This is a genomic window from Duganella sp. CY15W, assembly GCF_009857555.1.
GTDB lineage: Bacteria > Pseudomonadota > Gammaproteobacteria > Burkholderiales > Burkholderiaceae_D > Rugamonas > Rugamonas sacchari.
The window spans coordinates 499278-522014 of sequence record NZ_WWCQ01000001.1; the positions used below are offsets into that span (position 1 = coordinate 499278).

The 22737-nt window shown below is 61.3% G+C and carries 26 protein-coding genes; 18 read left to right on the forward strand and 8 right to left on the reverse strand.

Annotated features, from left to right (window positions below; all coding sequences use genetic code 11):
* The first annotated feature begins 82 nt into the window (after positions 1-82).
* Genes GTP58_RS02300 through maiA form a run of 3 tightly spaced genes read left to right on the forward strand, consistent with a single transcriptional unit; the run spans position 83 to position 2285 of the window.
* Positions 83-622 (forward strand): VOC family protein, encoded by a 540-nt coding sequence (locus GTP58_RS02300; protein WP_161076108.1) that lies wholly within the window; start codon positions 83-85, stop codon positions 620-622.
* Positions 619-1641 carry a fumarylacetoacetate hydrolase family protein gene (locus GTP58_RS02305; protein ID WP_161076109.1) on the forward strand — a complete coding sequence of 341 codons (1023 nt, stop codon included), beginning with the start codon at positions 619-621 and terminating at the stop codon, positions 1639-1641. Before GTP58_RS02300 ends, GTP58_RS02305 begins: the two co-directional genes overlap by 4 nt.
* Positions 1641-2285 (forward strand): maleylacetoacetate isomerase, encoded by a 645-nt coding sequence (gene maiA, locus GTP58_RS02310; RefSeq protein ID WP_161076110.1) that lies wholly within the window; start codon positions 1641-1643, stop codon positions 2283-2285. The genes GTP58_RS02305 and maiA overlap by 1 nt, the downstream gene beginning before the upstream one ends.
* On the opposite strand, the gene GTP58_RS02315 is transcribed toward maiA, so the two are convergent.
* Complete coding sequence (locus GTP58_RS02315; protein ID WP_161076111.1) at positions 2286-3983, reverse strand: GGDEF domain-containing protein; 1698 nt, start codon at positions 3981-3983, stop codon at positions 2286-2288.
* Positions 3984-4083: 100 nt separating this feature from the next.
* Positions 4084-5100, reverse strand: coding sequence for a S41 family peptidase (locus tag GTP58_RS02320; RefSeq protein WP_161076112.1), 1017 nt, complete (start codon positions 5098-5100; stop codon positions 4084-4086).
* A 118-nt stretch (positions 5101-5218) separates the two neighbouring features.
* Between GTP58_RS02320 and GTP58_RS02325 the strand changes: the two genes are divergently transcribed.
* From GTP58_RS02325 to GTP58_RS02380, 12 genes are all read left to right on the forward strand, one after another.
* Entirely contained in the window at positions 5219-5995 is a 777-nt protein-coding gene (locus GTP58_RS02325) for a uracil-DNA glycosylase (RefSeq protein WP_161076113.1), read from the forward strand.
* A 125-nt stretch (positions 5996-6120) separates the two neighbouring features.
* Positions 6121-6600: a Fe-S cluster assembly transcriptional regulator IscR gene (iscR, locus tag GTP58_RS02330; RefSeq protein ID WP_072780734.1), complete on the forward strand. Its 480-nt coding sequence runs from the start codon at positions 6121-6123 to the stop codon at positions 6598-6600.
* Positions 6601-6619: 19 nt separating this feature from the next.
* Complete coding sequence (locus GTP58_RS02335; RefSeq protein ID WP_072780733.1) at positions 6620-7876, forward strand: IscS subfamily cysteine desulfurase; 1257 nt, start codon at positions 6620-6622, stop codon at positions 7874-7876.
* A gap of 24 nt (positions 7877-7900) precedes the next feature.
* Positions 7901-8293 carry a Fe-S cluster assembly scaffold IscU gene (iscU, locus tag GTP58_RS02340; RefSeq protein WP_072780731.1) on the forward strand — a complete coding sequence of 131 codons (393 nt, stop codon included), beginning with the start codon at positions 7901-7903 and terminating at the stop codon, positions 8291-8293.
* Between the two features lie 45 nt (positions 8294-8338).
* Entirely contained in the window at positions 8339-8662 is a 324-nt protein-coding gene (gene iscA / locus GTP58_RS02345) for an iron-sulfur cluster assembly protein IscA (RefSeq protein WP_072780728.1), read from the forward strand.
* Between the two features lie 6 nt (positions 8663-8668).
* Positions 8669-9184, forward strand: a complete 516-nt coding sequence (hscB, locus tag GTP58_RS02350) for a Fe-S protein assembly co-chaperone HscB (RefSeq protein ID WP_161076114.1) — start codon at positions 8669-8671, stop codon at positions 9182-9184.
* Positions 9185-9242: 58 nt separating this feature from the next.
* Positions 9243-11123, forward strand: coding sequence for a Fe-S protein assembly chaperone HscA (gene hscA, locus GTP58_RS02355; protein WP_161076115.1), 1881 nt, complete (start codon positions 9243-9245; stop codon positions 11121-11123).
* Positions 11124-11142: 19 nt separating this feature from the next.
* A complete protein-coding gene (fdx, locus tag GTP58_RS02360) occupies positions 11143-11484 on the forward strand; it encodes an ISC system 2Fe-2S type ferredoxin (protein ID WP_072780724.1) in 342 nt (113 codons plus the stop codon).
* Position 11485: 1 nt separating this feature from the next.
* Positions 11486-11680, forward strand: coding sequence for a Fe-S cluster assembly protein IscX (gene iscX, locus GTP58_RS02365; protein WP_161076116.1), 195 nt, complete (start codon positions 11486-11488; stop codon positions 11678-11680).
* On the forward strand, positions 11667-12566 hold the full coding sequence (locus GTP58_RS02370; protein ID WP_161076117.1) for an SAM-dependent methyltransferase: 900 nt from the start codon (positions 11667-11669) through the stop codon (positions 12564-12566). The genes iscX and GTP58_RS02370 overlap by 14 nt, the downstream gene beginning before the upstream one ends.
* Complete coding sequence (gene ltaE / locus GTP58_RS02375; RefSeq protein ID WP_161076118.1) at positions 12566-13576, forward strand: low-specificity L-threonine aldolase; 1011 nt, start codon at positions 12566-12568, stop codon at positions 13574-13576. The genes GTP58_RS02370 and ltaE overlap by 1 nt, the downstream gene beginning before the upstream one ends.
* Positions 13569-14240 carry an RNA pseudouridine synthase gene (locus GTP58_RS02380; RefSeq protein ID WP_161076119.1) on the forward strand — a complete coding sequence of 224 codons (672 nt, stop codon included), beginning with the start codon at positions 13569-13571 and terminating at the stop codon, positions 14238-14240. The genes ltaE and GTP58_RS02380 overlap by 8 nt, the downstream gene beginning before the upstream one ends.
* Here the strand turns inward: GTP58_RS02380 and GTP58_RS02385 are convergent, their stop codons facing one another.
* From GTP58_RS02385 to GTP58_RS02405, 5 genes are read right to left on the reverse strand one after another with little or no spacing between them, the layout of a single operon-like run.
* Positions 14241-16373, reverse strand: a complete 2133-nt coding sequence (locus tag GTP58_RS02385) for a prolyl oligopeptidase family serine peptidase (protein ID WP_161076120.1) — start codon at positions 16371-16373, stop codon at positions 14241-14243. It abuts the gene before it with no gap.
* A 51-nt stretch (positions 16374-16424) separates the two neighbouring features.
* Positions 16425-16937, reverse strand: a complete 513-nt coding sequence (locus GTP58_RS02390; RefSeq protein WP_161076121.1) for an RDD family protein — start codon at positions 16935-16937, stop codon at positions 16425-16427.
* Complete coding sequence (locus tag GTP58_RS02395; protein WP_373924682.1) at positions 16927-17622, reverse strand: DUF3106 domain-containing protein; 696 nt, start codon at positions 17620-17622, stop codon at positions 16927-16929. The genes GTP58_RS02390 and GTP58_RS02395 overlap by 11 nt, the downstream gene beginning before the upstream one ends.
* A 49-nt stretch (positions 17623-17671) precedes the next feature.
* A complete protein-coding gene (locus GTP58_RS02400; RefSeq protein ID WP_072780712.1) occupies positions 17672-18085 on the reverse strand; it encodes a DUF3619 family protein in 414 nt (137 codons plus the stop codon).
* Positions 18082-18645 (reverse strand): RNA polymerase sigma factor, encoded by a 564-nt coding sequence (locus tag GTP58_RS02405; protein ID WP_072780710.1) that lies wholly within the window; start codon positions 18643-18645, stop codon positions 18082-18084. Before GTP58_RS02405 ends, GTP58_RS02400 begins: the two co-directional genes overlap by 4 nt.
* Before the next feature lie 461 nt (positions 18646-19106).
* On the opposite strand from GTP58_RS02405, the gene GTP58_RS02410 reads away from it, so the two are divergent.
* From GTP58_RS02410 to ilvC, 3 genes are read left to right on the forward strand one after another with little or no spacing between them, the layout of a single operon-like run.
* Positions 19107-20834 (forward strand): acetolactate synthase 3 catalytic subunit, encoded by a 1728-nt coding sequence (locus GTP58_RS02410; RefSeq protein ID WP_072780709.1) that lies wholly within the window; start codon positions 19107-19109, stop codon positions 20832-20834.
* A 1-nt stretch (position 20835) separates the two neighbouring features.
* Positions 20836-21327, forward strand: a complete 492-nt coding sequence (gene ilvN / locus GTP58_RS02415; protein ID WP_072780707.1) for an acetolactate synthase small subunit — start codon at positions 20836-20838, stop codon at positions 21325-21327.
* 59 nt (positions 21328-21386) lie between these two features.
* The gene (ilvC, locus tag GTP58_RS02420; protein WP_072780706.1) at positions 21387-22403 is read left to right on the forward strand and encodes a ketol-acid reductoisomerase; all 1017 of its coding nucleotides are present in this window, start codon (positions 21387-21389) and stop codon (positions 22401-22403) included.
* A gap of 43 nt (positions 22404-22446) precedes the next feature.
* Here the strand turns inward: ilvC and GTP58_RS02425 are convergent, their stop codons facing one another.
* Positions 22447-22698 carry a hypothetical protein gene (locus tag GTP58_RS02425; protein WP_161076123.1) on the reverse strand — a complete coding sequence of 84 codons (252 nt, stop codon included), beginning with the start codon at positions 22696-22698 and terminating at the stop codon, positions 22447-22449.
* Positions 22699-22737: the final 39 nt, after the last annotated feature.

A 22737-nucleotide genomic window follows, 5' to 3' on the forward strand; every position in this document is an offset into this window, starting at 1 on the left:
AAATGATAAATGAAGAGAAAAATACGATTTGTATGATATCTGAATCCAGCGTCTAATGCTGGCATCACGTTGGAGACCTCCCATGAAAATCAAGCAAATTCACCACGTCGCCTACCGCTGCAAAGACGCGAAAGAAACCGTCGAGTGGTATGTCAAACACCTCAATATGGACTTCGTCCTGGCCATCGCCGAAAACGAAGTGCCATCCACCAAAGCGCCGGACCCGTATATGCACGTGTTCCTGGACGCCGGCAACGGCAACGTCCTGGCCTTCTTCGAACTGCCTACCCAGCCGGATATGGGCCGTGACCAGAACACCCCGGCCTGGGTGCAGCACCTGGCGATGGAAGTCGGCAGCATGGAAGAACTGCTGGCCGCCAAAGAACGCCTGGTGGCGGCGGGCATTGATGTCATCGGCCCGGTCAACCACACCATCTTCAAGTCGATCTACTTCTTCGACCCGAACGGCCATCGCCTGGAGCTGGCCTGCAATATCGGCACGCCGGAAATGATGAAGAAGCTGGACGACGTGAAATGGGAAATGCTGGAAGAATGGTCGCAGACCAGGAAAGCGCCGAGCCACGCTGCATGGATGCATGCACCGGAAGGAGAGCACGCATGAAGCTCGCGACCCTGAAAGACGGCAGCCGCGACGGCCGCCTGGTGGTGGTCAGCCGCGACCTGTCGCGCTACCAGCACGTGCCGAAAATCTCGGCCACCCTGCAGCACGCATTGGACAACTGGGACCTGGTGGCGCCGCGCCTGGAGCAGGTGTATGCCGCGCTGAACGCGGGCGATGCGGTTGATGCCCAGCCTTTCGACCAGCAGTACTGCCACTCGCCGCTGCCGCGCGCCTATCAGTGGGCGGACGGTTCGGCCTACATCAACCACGTGGAACTGGTGCGCAAGGCGCGCAATGCCGAAGTGCCGGCATCGTTCTACACCGATCCGCTGATGTACCAGGGCGGTTCGGACAGCTTCGTCGGCCCGCGTGATCCGGTCTACGTGCTGTCGGAAGAGTGGGGCGTGGACCTGGAAGCGGAAGTCGCCGTTATCACGGGCGACGTGCGGATGGGCGCGACACCGGAAGACGCGGCCAAGGCGATCCGCCTGGTCATGCTGGTCAACGACGTCTCGCTGCGCAACCTGATTCCGAACGAACTGGCGAAAGGCTTCGGCTTCTTCCAGTCCAAGCCGGCCAGCGCATTCTCGCCAGTGGCGGTGACGCCGGATGAACTGGGCGCCGACTGGGCCGACAACAAGCTGCACCTGCCGCTGCTGGTACATCTGAACAGCCAGCCTTTCGGCAAGCCGAATGCGGGTGAGGACATGACCTTCAACTTCGCACAGCTGGTGGCGCATGCCGCCTCCACGCGCGAACTGGGCGCCGGCGCCATCATCGGCTCGGGCACCGTATCGAACAAGCAGGGCAACCTGCACGGTTCCAGCATCGCCAATGGCGGCGTGGGCTACTGCTGCCTGGCCGAGGTGCGGATGTACGAAACCATCGAAACCGGCAAGCCGCAAACCCCGTTCCTGAAGTTTGGCGACACCGTGCGCATCGAGATGCAGGATGCCCAGGGCGCCAGCATCTTCGGCGTGATCGATCAGACCATCACGCACTACAAGGAGCGTGGCTGATGAAGCTGTACACCTACTTCCGCAGCTCGGCCGCTTACCGCGTGCGTATCGCGCTCAACCTGAAAGGGTTGGCTTACGATGCGGCGCCGGTGCATCTGCTGCGTAACGGTGGCGAGCAGCTCAGCGACGCTTACCGCGCGGTCAATCCAGCCATGCTGGTGCCGGCGCTGGAAGACGACGGCAACGTGATTGGCCAGTCGCTGGCCATCATCGAGTATCTGGAAGAGACGCATGCGGCGACGCCGTTGCTGCCATCCGACGCCCTGGGCCGCGCCCGCGTGCGCGCGCTGGCGTTGACGGTGGCGGCGGATACCCACCCGCTGGGCAATCTGCGCGTGCTGAAATACCTGACCGGGCAACTGGGCGTGACGGAGGAGGTCAAGCTGGGCTGGCAGCAGCACTGGCTGCGCACTGGCATGGCCGCACTGGAAGCCTTGCTGGCCAACGATGCGCGCACCGGCCGTTTCAGCCACGGCGACACGCCGACCCTGGCGGATTGCTGCCTGGTGCCGCAAGTGTTTGGCGCGCAGCGTTTTGGTGTCGATATGTCGCCGTATCCGACCGTCATGCGTATTCACGCCGCATGTGCAGAACTGCCGGCATTCCAGCAAGCCCACCCATCGCAGCAGCCGGACGCCGAATAATCAGCAACTGACGACGCGGTCACGGCCTTCGTGCTTGGCCTGGTACAGCGCCTTGTCCGCTCGCGAGAGCAGCGATGAGGCGCTGTCCATGGTGCCGCTGGGATCGGACGAGGCCACGCCGATGCTGATGGTCAGGCGGATTTCCTCGCTGTTGTCGCCGGCGATGCGCAGTGCCGCAATATCGCTGCGCAGGCGTTCGGCCGCAGCGCCGGCGACATCGATTTCCGTTTCCGGCATCAGCAGCACAAACTCCTCGCCACCAAAACGCGACGCCATGTCGATGCTGCGCATACCGCTGGCCAGCGCGTGCGAGATCGCAACGATGGCGCGGTCGCCCGCCTCATGGCCGTAGATGTCGTTGACGTTTTTGAAGTGGTCGATATCCACCATCAGCAGCGACAGCGGATGTTTGAAGCGCCGGCTGCGCTCCAGTTCCTTGTTGATCTGCTCCGTCATGCGGCGGCGGTTGCCGATGCCGGTCAACGGATCGGTGGTGGCCTGCTGTTCCAGCTTGGTGTTGGCCGCCATGAGTTCCAGCGTGCGCTGCGCAACGCGGGCCTCCAGCTGGTCGCGCTCTTCGTTGAGTGCGCGCAGCGTCTGGCGGCGGCTGCGCAGCGAGAACACCAGCGCGGAGATCAGCAGTCCTTGCAGCACAATCAGCGTGAGTCCTGTCAGGATCTGCCACCAGTACTGTTCCAGCACGCTTTGCGGGCGATACAGGTATTGCGCGGTCGGCGGGATGTTTTGCAGGTGGAAGCGCTGGACGGCGCCGTAGTCAAACAGGTAGCCGGGAATGCCGGCGATGTCCGGCTGGTGCTGCATCAGGATGTCGGCAATGGCGTGGCCGATACGTTCGCCGCTGACCACATAGCCGCCCACCACGCCGGGGACGACAATGGCCTCCCAGTTGGTGAAGATGGGCGCCTGCGTGGTGGCGACCAGCTGGCGCGCAATGTCCACGGGGCGGCGCCGCTCGCCCGTGCGGTCGTGGTATATCGGCATCAGGAAGATGGCGCTGTCGGACGGCAGCCGCGCCGCCTGGTGGAACATCTCGGCGTAGGTGAGGTTGTCCCAGTATTCAAACGCCAGCTTGTGCTGATGGGCGCTGGCGGCATCGCGCACCGCGCGTACCGATTCCTGCGTGCGCTCGGTGCTGTCGCCGATGACGATGACACGCTTCACTTGCGGCGCCACTTGCGGAATGATGCCGATGGTACGCGTGAAATCCGCCTGCACCTGGTAGCCGATGCCATCCCTGGGCTTCCAGCCGATGCGGCCATGGTTGATGTAGTGGCGGGGCACGCCAGGGAACAGGTCGGGGTGCTCGTTGAGGAAGCGCCCGGCCACATAATTTTCGGCGATGATGGCGTCGAACTTGATGCCCGCGTATTTGGCGCGCAGATAGGGCGCCATGCTGGACAGCGCCTGTTCATCGCCCACGCGCACGGCGTCGAAGCGTTCTTCGAAAATGGCGGGGATCGAGGCGGGGCTGTGCTGCGACAGTTCGGCGGTCATCCCTTTGCGCAGCAGGCTTTGCCAGGCGGAGGACGCGTCCGATCCCAGCGAATACAGCACCAGCACCTTGCGTTCGGACGCCTGTGCCGCTGCCTGCATCAGCACGAGCGCCGCGCACAGCAGCAGGCCGCGCCATAACTGGCGCAGCGCGGAGGCGGCGAATCTGTCATCCCTGAGCAGCATGGTCGGCACCATGAACAGCAAAAAACAGCGGTTGGCGAAATTTGCACTAAGGCAAGTCTAGCACGCTTTTTCGCGTAATCTGTTGGTGTCCGGGTACAGCTTATCTTTTCGGTTTGAGGCTGGCCTGGGCCATGGCGATGGCGGCGTTCAGCGCGTCGGCGGCTGCCACCACGCGGTTCGGCTGGACGCCCGTGCCTTCCCAGTTGCCACGGGTGCTCAGGTTGACGGCCTGGGTGGCGGCGATCACCGTTTGCAGCTGGCGTGACACGCGCTGCTTCGCGGCGACGCGGGCGTCGCCCATGGTTGGCACCCCCACGATGACGGCCCGCTGGTAGTACTGCTGCAAATCGTAGGCGAAGGCTTCGGCGGCGCTGCTGGTGCGTTCGTTGACGAGCAGGTAGAGCGGCTTGTAGCCGCCGAAGTGCCTGCCGGGAGCGTCGGCCGTGGTCCAGTACTCGGCCATGACCTTGCCTTCGCGGTCGACCTGGTCGTGCAGGTGGATCTGCTTGTCCTTGAAAATGTAGCTGCGCCGGTCGACCAGCAGATAGCTGGACAGCAGGGCAGCCATCGCCTCGCTGTCGCCACCGGCATCGCGCAGGTCGATGATGAGGGCGGCGCAGTCGCCAGCCTGCGACATGAAGCGGGCGGCGGCATTGGCGGAGACCCGGTCCACCGGGGCGAAGCGGCTGATGTGCAGGTAGCCGATGTTGTCGCCCAGCGTTTCGAATTTGCGCAGGCCGAAGTTGTCGGCCGACTGCACAGGCGGCGGCGGACGCTGGCGCTCGTCGCCCAGGTCGTAAGGCACATATTCAAGGTAGGTCTGGCGGTCCGCATGCATGGCCGCGACGTCGCGGCTGACGCGGGCGGCCAGCAGGCGCGCCGTGGTCTGGTCATTGTATTCGCCGTTGTTCAGGCGCTGGCGCAGGTTGTCGGCGACGGCCTTGGCGCGGCCTGGATCGACGTGCTGGGCGGTCAGGCGGCGCGCATATTCGTTGACCACATGGGCGCGGGTCGGCGCGTCGAGTGCTTCATCAAGCGCGGGCATCGGCGCCTGGGCGCCAGCGCCATTCGACAAGCACATCAGCACAGCCACGGTGATCCAGCGCGTACGACCCATTTATTCCCCACAGTTAGACATTTATTTGAAAATTATATTATCACTTTCCCATCAGAAAGTGCCGCTGCGGGGCCGGGCGCGTTACAATCTCACCTTTCCCCGAAAGCATTTTTCCCTGATGACGATCCCGACCACCATTCTGGCGGCGCTCGAGCGCGCCGATATTTCCTGGCGCCCGCTGCTGATCGAGGGGCTGGAAGCCATGATGGCGGCCACGCCGGATTACCTGCCGCAACTGGCGCAGGATCAGTACCTGCCGACCGAACAGCGGTTGTTTGCCGCGTTCGCCCTGCCGATGCAGCAAGTGAAGTATGTACTGGTGGGCGAGGGGCCATATCCCCGAGCAGAGAGTGCCACGGGCGTCTGTTTCATGGATGGGGCAGTTGGCCGCCTGTGGTCGGATGAGGCCGGCGGTGGACTGTCTAAGCCGGTCAACAAGGCCACCTCGCTGCGCAACTTCATGAAGATGCTGCTGGTGGCTGATGGTCAATTGCAGCTGGAAAATACGGCTGGCGAAGCCATGGCAGCGGTGTCGGCCCGCGCCCGCAGCGGCGCCGGCACGCACATCCAGACCCTGGCCGACATGCAGCACAAGCTGACGCAGCAGGGTTTTCTGCTGCTCAACGCTTCGCTGGTGTTCCGCAGCCATGTGGCCCCGGCCAAGGACGCCAAAGCCTGGCTGCCGTTCTTTGAAACGGTGATGCAGGGACTGGCCACACAGGCGCAGACCGTGCCCACCATGGTGCTGTGGGGAAAAATCGCTGAATTGCTGAGTAAGTTGCCTGTAATGAAAGATTTCCCGCAAATCGTTGCGGAACATCCGTACAACCTGAGTTTCATCGGCAACAGGGACATGCACCAGCTGTTCCAGCCGATGCAGCTGCTGAAGGGCTGAGCGGGGGCTAAGCGAGGGGGCGCCAGCAAGCTTTATTAAAGTTTGGTATACTTGACTAAATCGTTCAACTAATCGGGCTTTACGATTAGCAACAAGGGCGATATTTTAACCCAACCGAGGTAGTGATGCGTCTGACCACCAAAGGCCGTTTTGCTGTGACTGCGATGATCGATCTGGCTTTGCGCCAAGGCAAAGGTCCAGTGACGCTGTCCGGCATCAGCCAGCGTCAGGCGATTTCGCTGTCTTACCTGGAGCAGCTGTTCGGCAAGCTGCGCCGCCACGAGATCGTTGAATCGATCCGCGGTCCGGGCGGTGGCTACAGTCTGGCGCGACGCGCCGACAAGGTCACGGTCGCCGACATCATCATTGCCGTGGATGAGCCGCTTGATGCGACCCAGTGCGGCGGCAAGGAGAATTGCCATGGCGCCGACGCGGCCAGTGGCGCGCGCTGCATGACCCACGAACTGTGGGCCACGCTGAATGAAAAGATGGTTGATTATCTGGATTCCGTTTCGCTGCAGGATCTGGTCGATCAACAAAAGCAAAAGAATGCTGAGCAGAACGTGGTTGTAATGCATCTCAACGGCAACCACGCCCCGCTGTAAGCCCTAACGGAGTAACCAGATGAACGCCCCAGAAAAAAACATCGCTGACGTGAAGTTCCAGACCGCGCCGCATTTCCCGATCTATATGGACTATTCGGCCACCACGCCGATCGATCCACGCGTTGCCGATGCGATGATTCCGTACCTGCGCGAGCAGTTCGGCAATCCGGCTTCGCGCAGCCATATGTACGGCTGGACCGCGGAAAAGGCGGTGGAAGAGGCGCGCGCCAACGTTGCGGCGCTGGTCAATGCCGACCCGCGCGAAATCATCTGGACCTCGGGCGCGACCGAATCGAACAACCTGGCCATCAAGGGCGCGGCGCAGTTCTACAAGACCAAGGGCAAGCACATCATCACCGTCAAGACCGAGCACAAAGCGGTACTGGACACGGTGCGTGAACTGGAGCGCCAGGGTTTTGAAGCGACCTACCTGGAGCCGCAGGACAATGGCCTGGTCACCGTCGAGCAGATCGCTGCCGCCGTGCGCCCGGACACCATCCTGATCTCGGTCATGTACGTCAACAACGAGATCGGCGTGATCCAGCCGATCGCGGAAATCGGCGAATTCTGCCGTTCGAAAGGCATCATCTTCCACTGCGACGCCGCGCAAGCGACCGGCAAGGTGGTGATCGACCTGCAAAAGACCAAGGTTGACCTGATGACCTTCACCGCGCACAAAACCTATGGCCCGAAAGGCGTGGGCGCGCTGTACGTATGCCGCAAACCGCGCGTGCGTATCGAAGCCCAGATGCATGGTGGCGGCCATGAGCGCGGCCTGCGTTCCGGCACGCTGCCAACCCACCAGATCGTCGGCATGGGCGAAGCCTTCCGCCTGGCGAAAGTGGAAATGGACAGCGAAATCGCCCGCATCAAGGCGCTGCGCGACCGTCTGGCCAAAGGCCTGCAAGAGATCGAAGAAACCTACATCAACGGCGACATGGAACACCGCGTGCCGCACAACCTCAACGTCAGCTTCAACTACGTCGAGGGCGAGTCGCTGATCATGGCGGTGAAAGACCTGGCCGTATCGTCGGGTTCCGCTTGTACTTCGGCCTCGCTGGAACCATCTTATGTATTGCGCGCGCTGGGCCGTAGCGACGAACTGGCGCACAGCTCGATCCGTTTCACCATCGGCCGCTTCACTACTGAAGCCGATATCGACTTCGCGATTGAACTGATGAAGTCCAAGGTACACAAACTGCGTGAACTGTCGCCGCTGTGGGATATGTTCAAAGAAGGTATCGACATCAGCTCGATCCAATGGGCAGCCCACTAATTTTACAGATACAGGAGCATCAAAATGGCTTACTCGGAACAAGTACTGGACCACTACGAAAACCCACGTAACGTTGGCGCCTTCGAAAAAGGCGACGACAGCGTAGGCACCGGCATGGTGGGCGCGCCTGCTTGCGGCGACGTAATGAAGCTGCAAATCAAAGTGGGCGCCGATGGCGTGATCGAAGACGCCAAGTTCAAGACCTATGGCTGCGGTTCGGCCATCGCTTCCAGCTCGCTGGTGACGGAATGGGTCAAGGGCAAAACCCTGGATCAGGCACTGGCCATCAAGAACACCCAGATCGCCGAAGAGCTGGCGCTGCCGCCAGTGAAGATCCACTGCTCGATCCTGGCGGAAGACGCCATCAAGGCAGCGGTGCTGGACTACCAGAACAAGCACGCAACCGTAGCAGCGTAATTACGACACGTCGCCCCAGTCAACGCTGGGGCGCGGGAGAATCAAATGGCAATCACCCTGACCGAAAAAGCAGCGAAACACATCAACCGCTACATCGAGCGCCGCGGCAAGGGCATCGGTTTGCGCTTTGGCGTGCGTACCACCGGCTGCTCGGGCATGGCCTACAAGCTGGAATACGTGGACGAAGTGACGGCCGAAGACAGCATCTTCGAATCGCACGGCGTGAAAGTGTTCGTCGATCCGAAAAGCCTGCCGTACATCGACGGCACGGAGCTGGACTTCGCACGTGAAGGCCTGAACGAAGGCTTCAAGTTCAACAACCCGAACGAGAAAGACGCTTGCGGTTGCGGTGAAAGCTTCCGCGTCTGACACGTCATGCAGAATCACTTTGAACTCTTCAATCTGCCACAGCAGTTTGCCGTCGACGCGGATGCGCTGAACAGCGCCTACCGCGACGTCCAAAGCCGCGTCCATCCCGACAAGTTCGTCAACGCCACCGACGCTGAAAAGCGCGTGGCGATGCAGTGGGCCACCCGCGCCAACGAAGCCTATCAGACCCTGAAAAATCCGCAGAAGCGCGCGCAGTACATGTGCGAGCTGCATGGCGTTGATTTGCAGACCGAGTCGAATACGGCGATGCCGATGGCGTTCCTGATGCAGCAGATGGAGTGGCGTGAAGAGCTGGGCGATGCCCGCGCCGCCAAGGACAGCGATGCGCTGGAGTCGCTGGACGATCAGCTGCGCGCAGCGCGCAAGCAGCAGCTGGCGCAGATCGAACAGCAGATCAACGCAGGTGATTTTGCCGCCGCCGCCCAAGGCGTGCGCGCGCTGATGTTCCTCGAAAAATTCGGCGAAGAAGTCCGCTTCGCCTTTGAAGCAATCGAAGCTTGATGCGCTGGCGCCTGTCTGGCGCCGCTTCAAGTACTACAAAAAATACAGGTCCCGTCTCATGGCACTTCTGCAAATTTCCGAACCAGGCATGTCCACTGCACCGCACCAGCACCGGCTGGCGGTCGGGATCGACCTGGGCACCACCAACTCGCTGGTGGCGACTGTGCGCAACAGCATTCCAGAAGTGCTCAACGATGAAGACGGCCGCGCGCTGCTGCCGTCCGTGGTGCGCTATCTGCCGAACGGCCATGCCAACATCGGCTACAAGGCGCAGGCGGCGCAGACCACTGACCCCAAGAACACCATCGTGTCGGTGAAACGCTTCATGGGCCGTGGCCTGGCGGATATCGCTTACGCAGAGAACCTGCCGTACCAGTTTGTTGATGCTCCGGGCATGGTGCAGCTGAAAACCGTTGCTGGCGTCAAGAGCCCGGTGGAAGTGTCGGCGCAGATTCTGGCCACGCTGCGTCAGCGCGCGGAAGACTCGCTGGGCGACGATCTGGTGGGCGCGGTCATCACCGTGCCAGCTTACTTCGATGACGCGCAGCGCCAGGCGACCAAGGATGCAGCGCAACTGGCCGGCCTGAACGTGCTGCGCCTGCTGAGCGAGCCGACGGCCGCCGCGATCGCCTACGGCCTGGATAACGGTTCGGAAGGCGTCTATGCGGTCTACGATCTGGGCGGCGGCACCTTCGATATCTCGATTCTGAAATTGAGCAAGGGCGTGTTTGAAGTGCTGGCCACCGGCGGCGATTCCGCGCTGGGCGGCGACGACTTCGACCATCGCCTGTTCTGCTACATTCACCAGGAAGAAAAGCTGGCGCCGCTGTCGGACGAAGACACCGCGCTGCTGATGGTGAAAGCGCGTGAAGCCAAGGAACTGCTGTCCACCAAGGCCGAAGTGACGGTCGATGCCGCACTGAAGTCGGGCGAGCAGGTACACCTGACCATCACCGCCGAGAAGTTCCAGGAGATCACCAAACACCTGATCGAAAAGACCATGAAAGCCATCAAGAAAGCGCTGCGCGACGCCAATGTCGATGCGGACGATGTCGATGGCGTGGTCATGGTCGGCGGTGCGACGCGCATGCCGCATGTGCACCGCGCGGTCAGCGAGCATTTCCACACCACGCCGCACGCGAATATCGACCCGGACAAGGTGGTAGCGCTGGGCGCCGCCGTGCAGGCGAATCTGCTGGCCGGCAACCGCGCGGCGGGCGATGACTGGCTGTTACTGGATGTGATTCCATTGTCGCTGGGTATTGAAACCATGGGCGGCCTGGTTGAGAAGATCATCCCACGCAACTCGACGATTCCTTGCGCGCGCGCGCAGGAATTCACCACGTTCAAGGATGGCCAGACCGCGCTGGCGGTGCATGTGCTGCAGGGCGAGCGTGAACTGGTGGCGGATTGCCGCTCGCTGGCGCGCTTTGAACTGCGCGGTATCCCGTCGATGGCGGCTGGCGCTGCGCGTATCCGCATCACGTATCAGGTGGACGCGGACGGCCTGCTGTCGGTGTCGGCACGTGAACTGCGCTCGGGCGTGGAAGCGTCGATCACCGTCAAGCCTTCGTATGGCCTGGGTGACGATGACGTCGCGCGCATGCTGCAGGATTCGCACGCATCGGCCGAAGGCGACATGAAGGCGCGTGCGCTGCGGGAAGAACAGGTCGAGGCGGAGCGCATCCTGCTGGCGACGCAATCGGCGCTGGATGAAGATGGCGCGCTGCTGTCCGATGATGAGCGCGTGGCGGTCGATGTGCTGATGGCGCGTACCCGCGAGATCGTCGCCCAGTCGCTGACCGGTGCGGCGGATCACCAGGCGGTGAAGGCGGCGGTTGAGGCGCTGGCCCACGGTACCGAAGAATTTGCATCGCGCCGCATGGACCGTAGCGTGCGCAGCGCGCTGGCCGGCAAAGCGCTGGATCAAGTAGTCTGATATTTAGAAAAGAGTTCTCATGCCACAAATCGTATTCCTGCCCCACGCAAAACTGTGCCCAGATGGCGCGGTTGTTGAAGCCCCAGCCGGCAAAACCCTGTGCGACGTCATGCTGGAAAATGACATCCACATCGAGCACGCCTGCGAGAAGTCCTGCGCATGCACCACCTGCCACGTGCTGGTGCGTGAAGGCTTCGACTCGCTCAACGAAGCCAGCGAAACCGAAGAAGACCTGCTGGACAAGGCCTGGGGCCTGGAGGCCGTGTCGCGCCTGTCGTGCCAGGCCGTGGTGGCGGACGAAGACCTGGTAGTTGAAATTCCGAAGTACACCATCAATCACGCAAGCGAAGGCGGGCACTGATATGAAGTGGACTGACATCACCGCGATTGCGGAAGCGCTGTACGACAAGTATCCGGACGTCGATCCGGCCGCCATCCGCTTCACCGATCTGCACAACAAAATCATCGCGCTCGACGAGTTTGATGATGACACATCGCGCGGTGGTGAAAAGGTCCTCGAAGCAGTTCAGCAGGCGTGGATCGATGAAGCAGCCTAAGAACACCGTGGCAAAGATCGGCGCCACCGTCACCAGCGCCGACAACATGCCGGAAATCCGTGAAGGCCAGACCGTGGCGCTGCTGCAGGAACTGCACATCCTCACGCGTGATGGCAAGATGAACCAGGACAGCCGCCGCAAGCTGAAGCAGGTCTATCACCTGTACCAGTTCATCGAGCCGCTGCTCAAGGAAGTGCTGGCCGAGAAGGACAGCGTGTCGCTGGTCGACCACGGTGCGGGCAAGTCCTACCTGGGCTTCATCATCTACGACCTGTTCTTCAAGGCGCTGCAGGGAGACGCACATCGCGGCTCGCACATCTACGGCATCGAGACGCGCGAAGAGCTGGTGGCGCGTTCGCAGGAACTGGCCAAACAATTCAACTTCCCCGGCATGTCGTTCCTGCCGCTGTCGGTGGCCGAGTCCACCGAGTCCAAGCTGCTGCCGGAACAGATCGACGTCATCACCGCGCTCCACGCCTGCAATACGGCGACCGATGACGCCATCCAGTTTGCGTTGAAGAAGAAGGCCAGGCACATCGTTCTGGTGCCGTGCTGCCAGGCCGAAGTGGCTTCGGTCCTCAAGAAGAACAAGGGCCAGTCGCTGGGCAAATCCGCGCTGACCGAAATCTGGCGCCACCCGATTCACACCCGTGAATTCGGCAGCCAGATCACCAACGTGCTGCGCTGCCTGCAACTGGAGGCGCACGGCTACAGCGTTACCGTGACGGAGCTGGTGGGTTGGGAGCACTCGATGAAGAATGAACTCATCATCGCGACCTACAAAAACCTGCCGCGCAAGCGCCCGGCGGAACGCCTGAAAGAAGTGCTGGAGACTGTCGGTCTTCAGGAAATGGGCAACCGGTTCTTTACCGAAGAGGCAGCGTAATGGAGCAATGGCTGGATCTGCGCAGCGACACTGTGACCCAACCAGGTGCCGCGATGCGCGCGGCCATGAACGTTGCGCCGGTTGGTGATGACGTCTACGGCGACGACCCGACCGTCAATCGCCTGCAGGAATATGCTGCCGATTTGTTCGGTTTTGAAGATGCGCTGTTTGCGCCATCCGGCACGCAGAGCAATCTGCTGGCGCTGCTGGCCCACTGCGGCCGTGGCGACGAATACCTGGTTGGCCAGGAAGCGCATACCTACCGCTACGAAGGCGGCGGCGCTGCGGTGCTGGGCAGCATCCAGCCGCAGCCCATCATCAATCAGCCTGACGGCAGCATCGCGCTGGCCGACATCGAGTCTTACATCAAGCCGGACGATTTCCATTTTGCGCGCACCAAACTGCTGGCGCTGGAAAACACCATCAACGGCCGCGTGCTGCCGATGGAATACGTGCAGCAGGCGACCGCGCTGGCGCATGGTAAAGGCCTGTCCACGCACCTCGACGGCGCGCGCGTGTGCAATGCAGCGGTCAAGCTGGGTGTGAGCCCGCGCGGCATCGCCCAAGGCTTCGACTCCGTCTCGGTGTGCCTGTCCAAAGGTCTGGGCGCGCCGGTCGGTTCGGTGCTGCTGGGCAGCCGTCCGTTCATCAAGGAAGCCAGGCGCTGGCGCAAGATGCTGGGCGGCGGCATGCGCCAGGCCGGCATCCTGGCGGCCGGCGGCCTGTACGCGCTGGAACACAACATCCAGCGCCTGGCCGAAGACCATGACAACGCCACCTACTTCGCTGCCGAACTGGCGAAGATGAAGAACATCAAGGTCAGCACGCCGCAGACCAATATTTTCTACGTCGATGTGCCGTCGTTTGTCTGCAAGGGCCTCAACGATGTACTTGAGCTGACGCGCATCCGTGTGTCGATGTCGCCGCGTTTGCGCATCGTCACTCACATGGACACCAGGCGCGAAGACATCGAGCGCGCCATCACCGTATTTGGAGACTTCTTTGGATAACAGCGTACGCCTCTCCAAACGTGTGGCGGAAGACCGCCCATGCTCACGCCGCGAAGCGGAAATTTATATCGAAGGCGGTTTCGTCAGCATTGATGGCGTCGTCGTCGAAGAACCGGGCGCGCGCGTCAGGCCCGAGCAGGAAGTCACCGTTGCCGAAGACGCGACGCTGCTGGAGATCGTGCCCGTCACACTGCTGCTGCATAAACCGGCGGACGCCGCGCAGCCGCAGCACCTGCTGCGTGCCGATACGTTGACCCGCACCGCGCCGGGCCAACGCTTCCTCAAGCGCCATGTGGCGAACCTGACCGAACACCTGCCGCTGGACGCCAAGGCCAGCGGCCTGACCGTGTTCACGCAAGACTTCCGCGTCAACCGCAAATTCAGCGACGACATGGTGGAGCAGGAGATCATCGTTGAAGTTGCAGGCACCATCATCGAGGGCGGTTTGCAGCAGCTGAACCAGATCAACGGCAAAGTGAGCTGGCAGAACGAGACGCGCATGCGCTGGGCCGTCAAAGGCCTCAAGCTCGGCACCATCGAAAAGCTGTGCAAGGAAGTCGGCCTGAAGGTCGTGGCCATGAAGCGCATCCGCATCGGACGCATCTCCATGGCCAGCCTGCCGGCAGGTGAGTGGCGCTACCTGCAGGAATACGAAAGGTTCTGATTACCGCGCGGCGGCGCCCACAGTCTGCGACAGGATGAAGGCGTAAGTATCTGCCGCCTCCGCATCCTGTTGCGCACGCGTCGAGCCCATGCCGTGGCCGGCGTCAAAATCCACACGCAACAGCACCGGCTTGCCGCTGGCGGTCGCGGTTTGCAGGCGCGCTGCCATCTTCGCCGGATGGAACGGCGCGACGCGCGGATCGGTGACGCCAGTGGTCAGCAGGATCGCAGGATACCTGGCGCCATCCACCACCTGCTGGTAGCTGTCGATGCTCTTCAATGCCTTGAAGCCGGCAGCATCGGCAATCGCACCCCATTCAGGTTCTTCACCATAGCCGTTTTGCTCCGCCACGTAGCGCAGTGGGTTGTGCCAGCCCACGCCGGACACCACGGCCGCAAAAAGGTCTGGACGTTCTTCCAGCGCGCGGCCCATGGTGATGCCACCCGCTGAACGTCCGCCGATCGCCTGATACGCTGGCGAAGTGTAGCCCTTGGCCTGCATGTCTTCGCACACGGCGATCAGGTCGCGCCAGGTGTTCGGCTTGTTTTCCAGTTGTCCTGCACGATGCCATTCGCGGCCAAACTCGCCGCCGCCGCGGACGTTGGCGTAGCCGACAACTGCTCCCTGATCGACCAAGGCCAGCGTGCGCCCAGCAAAGGCGGGCGAATACGCGGCCGCGCCGTAGCTGCCGTAAGCGGAGATGAAGGCAGGATTTTTACCGTCCAGCTTCAGGCCTTTTTTGTAGATCACACTGTACGGTATCTGCGTGCCGTCTTTGGCGGTCGCGAAACGGCGCTCGGTGGTATAGGCGCTGACGTCGATGGCTGGTTTGGGCGTGATGCCGGTATCGGCCAGTTTGCCATCCGCATTGACGGACCAGATGCCGGTCGGCTGCAACCAGCCGGACAGAATTGCCAGTGCGCCCGGTGCATCCTGATCGGCGTCGATGGCGCCCAGCGTGCCGTCGAAGGGCAGGGCGATGCTGGTGACTTTGCCGTCGTTGTTCAGGCGTTGCAGGCGTCCCAGGCCGCCATCGATGGAGCGGATGTACAAGCCTTCCCTGGCGCGCGCCATGCTTTGCAATACCAGCGTGGATTCCGGCACCACTTCGGTGGCGGAGGCAAATGATGGCGCTTTGGCGGACGTCTTCACGATGCGTCCGCGCGGATGGCTGCGCGTGGACAGCAGGTACAGATTGTCGCCAGTCAGATCGAACTCGCTGACTTCATCGGCAAAGTCGGCGGCCAGCTGCCATTTGGCCTTGCGGGCCAGGACGTCTTTCAGCGGTGCGGTGTAGATGCGCTTTTCCTGGCGTACGTCGGCCAGCATCAGGATCGCGGTGGCCGAGTGCGACGAGGCGAAGATCAGCGGCATCTGGATGTTTTCGTACTGGACGGCTGGATCCAGGCCGCGCTTCATCAGGATCGGATCTTTGCCCGCGTCGCTGCCGACTTTGTGGAAGCGTACTTGCGAGTCGAGGAAGCGTTCCGGCGTGTTGACCTTGCCGGTCAGCTGGTTGTAGAAGAAGCCTGAGCTGTCGGCCAGCCAGCTAGGGCTGGCGCCTTGCGTGTCGGCGATGCGCTCTTTCAGTATGGTGCCGCTGCGGACGTCCATGATGTGCAGCACCGAGTCTTCGCTGCCGTCTTTCGACAAGCCGTAAGCCAGCTTGCTGCCGTCCGGCGAGGCTTGCCACCAGTCCAGCGAGATGTGGCTGTCTTTGGTATCGAGCTTGGTTGGATCGACCAGCACACGGTCCTTGCCGTTCTCGCGCACGAACAGTTTGAAGTTGTTGGAGCCGGCCGGGCGCTGCTGGTAGAACAGGCGCGCGGCGGTCTTCTGCATATGCGCGGGCGCGGCGATGTCGCCGGACAGCTGCTGGATGCGCTTGAGCAGTTCATCGCGCCGGGGCAGCGTGTCGAGGATGGCGCGGGTGTGGGCGTTTTGCTGTTTGAGGAAGGGCAGCCACTCGGGATCTTTGTCGTTCTCCATCCAGCGGTAGCGGTCGACGATGGCTTCGCCGAAGTAGGTATCGCTGACGGGCTCCACGCGCGCGACGGGGGCGGGTGGAATGTCGGCGGCAGTGGCTGCGGATGCCGCCAGGGCGAGCAGCGCAGCGTAGATGGCAGGTTTCATTTCGGTCCTCAGTGGCAGAAAAGCTTATTCTGCCACGAAAGATTGCGAAAATTACACGGCGGCTGCGGTCTTCTTTTTCTTTTCCAGCGGCGGCAGCTGGACCAGGCGGGTGCCGGCCAGTTTATCGTGCAGGAATTGACGGTCTTTGTCGAGGAAGGCCGTGAGCGACCACAGCAGGATACCGGCCAGGACGGCGCCCAGGGCCTGCCAGCGATGCAGGTCCAGTGCCAACGCGGCGATCAGTGCGGGCAGTACCCACATCCAGCTCAGCAGGTAGCGCACGGCGGCCACGCGCGGCGACACGAGGCCGCCGTCGGCGCCGACCAGCTTCATGCGCCAGGTCTTCATGGCCAGCGTCTGGCCGTCGCGATGCCATTGGTGGATGAAGTAGAAACCCAGCACGATAAAGGCCAGGGCCTGGCGCATGTGTTCGATCAGCGGTGCGTGGCTGGCCTGGGTGATGACCTCAAAAATCAGGAAAGGCAGGAACAGCACGGCAAAGCCGAGCAGGGATTCGTACACCATCGAAATCAGACGGCGTTTGACGGTCGGATTATTTGACATCGGCAGGGGCAGGGGCAGGTTGGGGCGTGGGGGCGGCTGGCGCCGGGCCGGTCGGCACCGGTGTCACATTGGATGCGTTGGGCAACGGAGCGCTCGCGTCGGCTGGCGGCACCACAGGCGGCACCACAGGCGGCACCACTGGCGTGGCCACGCCCGGCGAAGCGCTCGGCGTGGCAGGCTTGATCGGCGCCACCGTGTGCGCCTTGGCTTGCGTTGGCGTTGGCAGGTTGGCGACCTGCTTCTTGGTCGCCGCTTTGGCCGCCAGTTCTTTCTTTTGTTCGTCCGTCAGCTGCTGATAGGATTCCCACGACGTCGATTTCTGCGTCGGGTTCAGCTTTTGCGCGCGCGCGTAATTCTGGCGCACCTGGCGCCGTTCTTCCGGCGTCATGCGAACCCACTCGCGCATGCGCTCCTGTACGCGCACCTGCTCGTCCGGCTTCATCTTGGCGTAGCGGTTGGCGATGCCCAGCCACTTCTGCTTGCGCACGGCGTCCATCTGGTCCCACTCGCCCGCGAGCGGCTCCAGCGCCTGCTGCTGGGCAGGCGAGAGATTTTTCCACAGGATTTTTTCCGGCGCATTGGCGGCGTTCTTGCCCTGGATGGCGGCCACTGGCGCCTTCACCAACTCCGGCGCGTCAGGCTGATTGCCGACCCAGACCGCGCCCGCTGCTGCTACCGCTAACACCGCTACTGTTCCTGCGCCCCATTTGGCGCGACCGCTCCATGCCATCCCGTTACTCGCTTTGCGATAGATAAGCGTTAAAGCCGTGGTCCAGGTAGGCGTTCAGCGGCAGCTCGTCCGACAGCACGGCCGCATCGATTTCCGCCAGGTCGGCGATGCGTTCCTGCTGCTCGTACTGGTAGATGCCCACCATGCCGATCACCAGAGCCAGCGCCGGCACCACCATGCTTACGCGGCCCAGCCAGCTGAATTGCGAGAAGAAACCGCTGATGCCGCCGCCGGCGGCAGCCAGTTCGGTTTTAGCAACACGCACGGAAAGCGGCACTTCCACGTGGGCTTTCTTGCGCGCGAGCGCCATCTTGCGCGCCTGCGCCAGGCGGTCTGTGGTCGAAGCAGGCAGCTCGTCCAGCTTGTCATTGAGCGCGTGGCGCACCTTGTAAGCGAAGTTCAGATCGTCGGTGTTCATAATTTAATTCCCTTGGCTGCCAGCGCCTCGGCGAGCGCGTGTGTTGCACGTGAGCAATGCGTTTTGACGCTGCCTTCCGAGCAGCCCATGGCTGCGGCGGTTTCGGCGACGTCCATATCCTGCCAATAACGCATCAGGAAGGCTTCGCGTTGACGTGCCGGAAGTTTTTGTACCTCGGCATCGATGATGGCCAGCGTTTGCTGGCGTTCGACCTGGTCGGCACTCGATTCGCCGCCGCCATCCTCGCCGGCATACGATTCGAGTATATCAAAGTCCTCATGCTCGTCGCCCGCGGGAGCCATGCCGGAAAACAGGCTGACCCACGAGTTGCGGACTTTCTCGCGCCGGAAGTAGTCGAGGATAGTTGTTTGTAAGATACGTTGAAACAGCATCGGCAGCTCGGCTGCCGGCTTGTCACCGTATTTTTCGGCAAGCTTGATCATCGCGTCCTGGACAATGTCCAGCGCGGATTCGTCCTTGCGTACTGCGTAGACGGCTTGCTTGAAGGCCCGGCGTTCGACGTTTTCGAGGAAGTCGGATAATTCTTTGTCTGTGGCCATGCGTCGGGAAAGGGGGCTGCCGGGTGTTTTGAACTGAGGCGCATGCTAGCAAAAAACGTCAGGTTTTGCATGGTTTTGCGTCAAATACAATCAATTTCCGAATTAGCTCTTGCTCAAAGCCGATATGCGGTGGTACCGTATGGGACGCTTTGAACAACCCCGAAGCTCTATGGTCTGGTCGCAGCAGGCACACAACGCCGCAAACGACACGACGCGCTTTCATTTAGTAGGCAGTTTGCTCTCGCCCACGCCACAAGCGTGAGAGGTACGCAACACCAACTACAGAAAACCCGGCCAAACGAGAGTTTGCGCTAGCACCGCTTTGCACGCCACTACGGTTGGCGGAAGAGGCAGTGCGACCGCATAAATAAAGGGAAGCAGGGCAGAGCTGTAGCGGTGGGCATACTTCGTTAGGACAGAGCATCCAATCAATCTCCTATGGACCTTGAAAGGAATGTTTCATGAATACCGAAGCATCATCACAATTCACAGGCGCAGAAATACTGGTGCGCTGTCTGGCAGAAGAAGGCGTTGAACACGTCTTTGGCTACCCAGGCGGAGCCGTACTGTATATCTACGACGCCATCTTCAAGCAAGACAAATTCCAACACGTTCTGGTACGCCATGAGCAGGCTGCGATCCACGCTGCCGATGCCTATTCGCGCTCGTCGAACAAGGTTGGCGTTGCGCTGGTGACGTCGGGTCCGGGTGTGACCAATGCCGTGACCGGCCTCTCTACCGCCTACATGGACTCCATCCCCATGGTCGTGATCTCGGGCCAGGTGCCCAGCCACGCCATCGGCCAGGATGCGTTCCAGGAATGCGACACCGTCGGGATTACCCGTCCGGTGGTCAAGCACAATTTCCTCGTCAAAGACGTCAAGGATTTGGCGGAAACCGTCAAGAAAGCCTTCTTCATCGCCCGCACCGGCCGTCCTGGCCCTGTGCTGGTCGATATTCCGAAGGATATCTCGATGCACAAAACCAGCTTCTCGTACCCGAAAGAGGTCGAGATGCGCTCGTACAAACCGGTGGACAAAGGCCACTCCGGCCAGATCCGCAAGGCAGTCCAGCTGCTGCTGCAAGCTGAACGCCCGATGATTTACACGGGCGGCGGCGTGATCCTGGCCAATGCCTCGCCGGAACTGAACAAGCTGGTCGACAAGCTCGGCTTCCCGGTCACCAACACGCTGATGGGCCTGGGCGCCTACCCGGCCAGCAACGAGAAATTCGTTGGCATGCCGGGCATGCACGGCACCTACGAAGCCAATATGGCGATGCAGAACTGCGACGTGCTGATCGCGATTGGCGCGCGCTTCGATGACCGCGTGATCGGCAATCCAAAGCACTTTGCTTCCAACCCGCGCAAGATCATCCACGTGGACATCGATCCATCGTCGATCTCCAAGCGCGTCAAGGTCGACATTCCGATCGTCGGCAACGTCAAGGACGTGCTGATCGAGTTCCTGGCCCAGCTCGATGCCAGCGATGCCAAGCCCAACCAGCCGGCACTCAAGGACTGGTGGAAGCAGATCACCGAATGGCGCGGCCGCGACTGCCTGAAATATCCAAGCTCGGACCTGGTCATCAAGCCGCAAGCCGTGGTGCAAAGCCTGTGGGAAGTGACCAAAGGCGACGCCTTCATCACCTCCGACGTCGGCCAGCACCAGATGTGGGCCGCGCAGTACTACGGCTTCGACAAGCCTAAGCGCTGGGTCAATTCCGGCGGCCTGGGCACCATGGGTGTGGGCCTGCCGTACGCCATGGGCGTGCAGATGGCCAATCCGGGCGCCACCGTGGCCTGCGTCACGGGCGAAGGCTCGATCCAGATGTGCATTCAGGAGCTGGCGACCTGCAAGCAGTACCACCTGACGCCCAAGATCATCATGCTGAACAACCGCTTCCTCGGCATGGTCCGTCAGTGGCAGCAGATTGATTACGGTTCGCGCTATTCCGAGTCCTACATGGATTCGCTGCCGAACTTCGAGAAGCTGGCAGAGGCCTATGGCCACGTCGGCATGCGCATTGAAAAACCGGGTGATGTGGATGGCGCGCTGCGTGACGCCTTCGCCATGAAGGACAAGCTGGTCTTCATGAACTTCATTACGGATCAAGGAGAAAACGTCTGGCCAATGGTGAAAGCCGGCAAAGGTCTCTCTGAAATGCTGCTGGGCTCGGAGGACCTCTAATATGCGACACATTATTTCTGTTTTGCTGGAAAACGAAGCCGGCGCGCTGTCCCGCGTGGTGGGCCTGTTCTCGGCACGCGGCTACAACATCGAAACGCTGACCGTGGCGCCGACCGAAGATCCAACCTTGTCGCGCATGACCATCGTGACCACCGGTTCGGATGACATCATCGAGCAGATCACCAAGCACCTGAACCGCCTGATCGAGGTGGTGAAGGTGGTGGACCTGACCGAAGGCCAGCACATCGAACGCGAACTGATGCTGATTAAAGTGCGCGCCGTGGGCAAGGAACGCGAAGAGATGAAACGCACGGCGGACATCTTCCGCGGCCGCATCATCGACGTCACCGAGAAGAGCTACACGATTGAACTGACCGGCGCCAAGACCAAGCTCGACGCGTTCATCGATTCGATCGACCGCGCTTCGATCCTGGAAACGGTACGTACCGGCGGCTCCGGCATCGGACGCGGCGAACGCATCCTCAAAGTTTAAGCACAGCCTACCCGGCTTCATGCACTAGCACCTCACACTCAAAATACATAGGAATGAACATGAAAGTTTTCTACGACAAAGACGCTGACCTCTCCCTGATCAAAGGCAAAAACGTCGCCATCATCGGCTACGGTTCGCAAGGCCATGCACACGCACAAAACCTGAGCGACTCCGGCGTCAACGTGACCGTTGGCCTGCGCAAAGGCGGCGCTTCGTGGCAGAAGGTGGAGAAGGCCGGCCTGAAGGTCGCTGAAGTGAACGAAGCAGTCAAAGCTGCCGACGTCATCATGATCCTGCTGCCGGACGAGAACATCGCCCAGGTCTACAACGAAAACGTCGCACCGAACGCCAAGCAAGGCGCGGTACTGGCCTTCGCCCACGGCTTCAACGTGCACTACGGCCAGGTTGTGCCACGTGCCGACCTGGACGTGATCATGGTGGCGCCGAAAGCCCCAGGCCACACCGTGCGCGCGACCTACACCCAGGGCGGCGGCGTGCCACACCTGATCGCTGTGTACCAGGACAAGTCCGGCGTCGCCCGTGACATCGCGCTGTCGTACGCATCGGCCAACGGCGGCGGCAAGGCCGGCATCATCGAAACCAACTTCCGCGAAGAGACCGAGACCGACCTGTTCGGCGAACAGGCCGTGCTGTGCGGTGGTGCGGTTGAACTGATCAAGGCTGGCTTTGAGACCCTGACCGAAGCGGGCTACGCGCCGGAAATGGCTTACTTCGAGTGCCTGCACGAACTGAAACTGATCGTTGACCTGATCTATGAAGGCGGCATCGCCAACATGAACTACTCGATCTCGAACAACGCGGAGTACGGCGAGTACGTGACCGGTCCTAAGGTCGTGACCTCGGCCACCAAGGACGCGATGCGCCAGTGCCTGAAAGACATCCAGACCGGTGAATACGCCAAGTCCTTCATCCTGGAAAACAAGGCCGGCGCACCAACCCTGATCTCGCGCCGCCGCCTGACTGCTGAGCACCAGATCGAAGAAGTCGGCGCCAAGCTGCGCGCCATGATGCCTTGGATCGCCAAGAACAAGATGGTTGACCAGTCGAAGAACTAAGCAGTTCCTCCTCACGCAAAAGCCGGCTTCGCGCCGGCTTTTTTTATTTGCTCATGTAGTGATAGAGGATGGCCAGTAGGATCAGAAAGGCCAGGCCGATGAGGGATGTGGCCGGTTCGGAAAAGCTGACTTTACCGTCACGACGCGAGTAAACAAACGTGCGGTCGTAGAATACTTCCCTGACGTTTTCTGCACGGGCGTGGCCCAGCGACAGCACGGGAATGATGACGCGCCCGATGCTATAAAGCACGACGTTGAATAGCAGCGATATCAGACACTCTGCGATGAAAGCCATGGCGATCCCCTTGATGAAATCGCATCATAGCAAACGTCA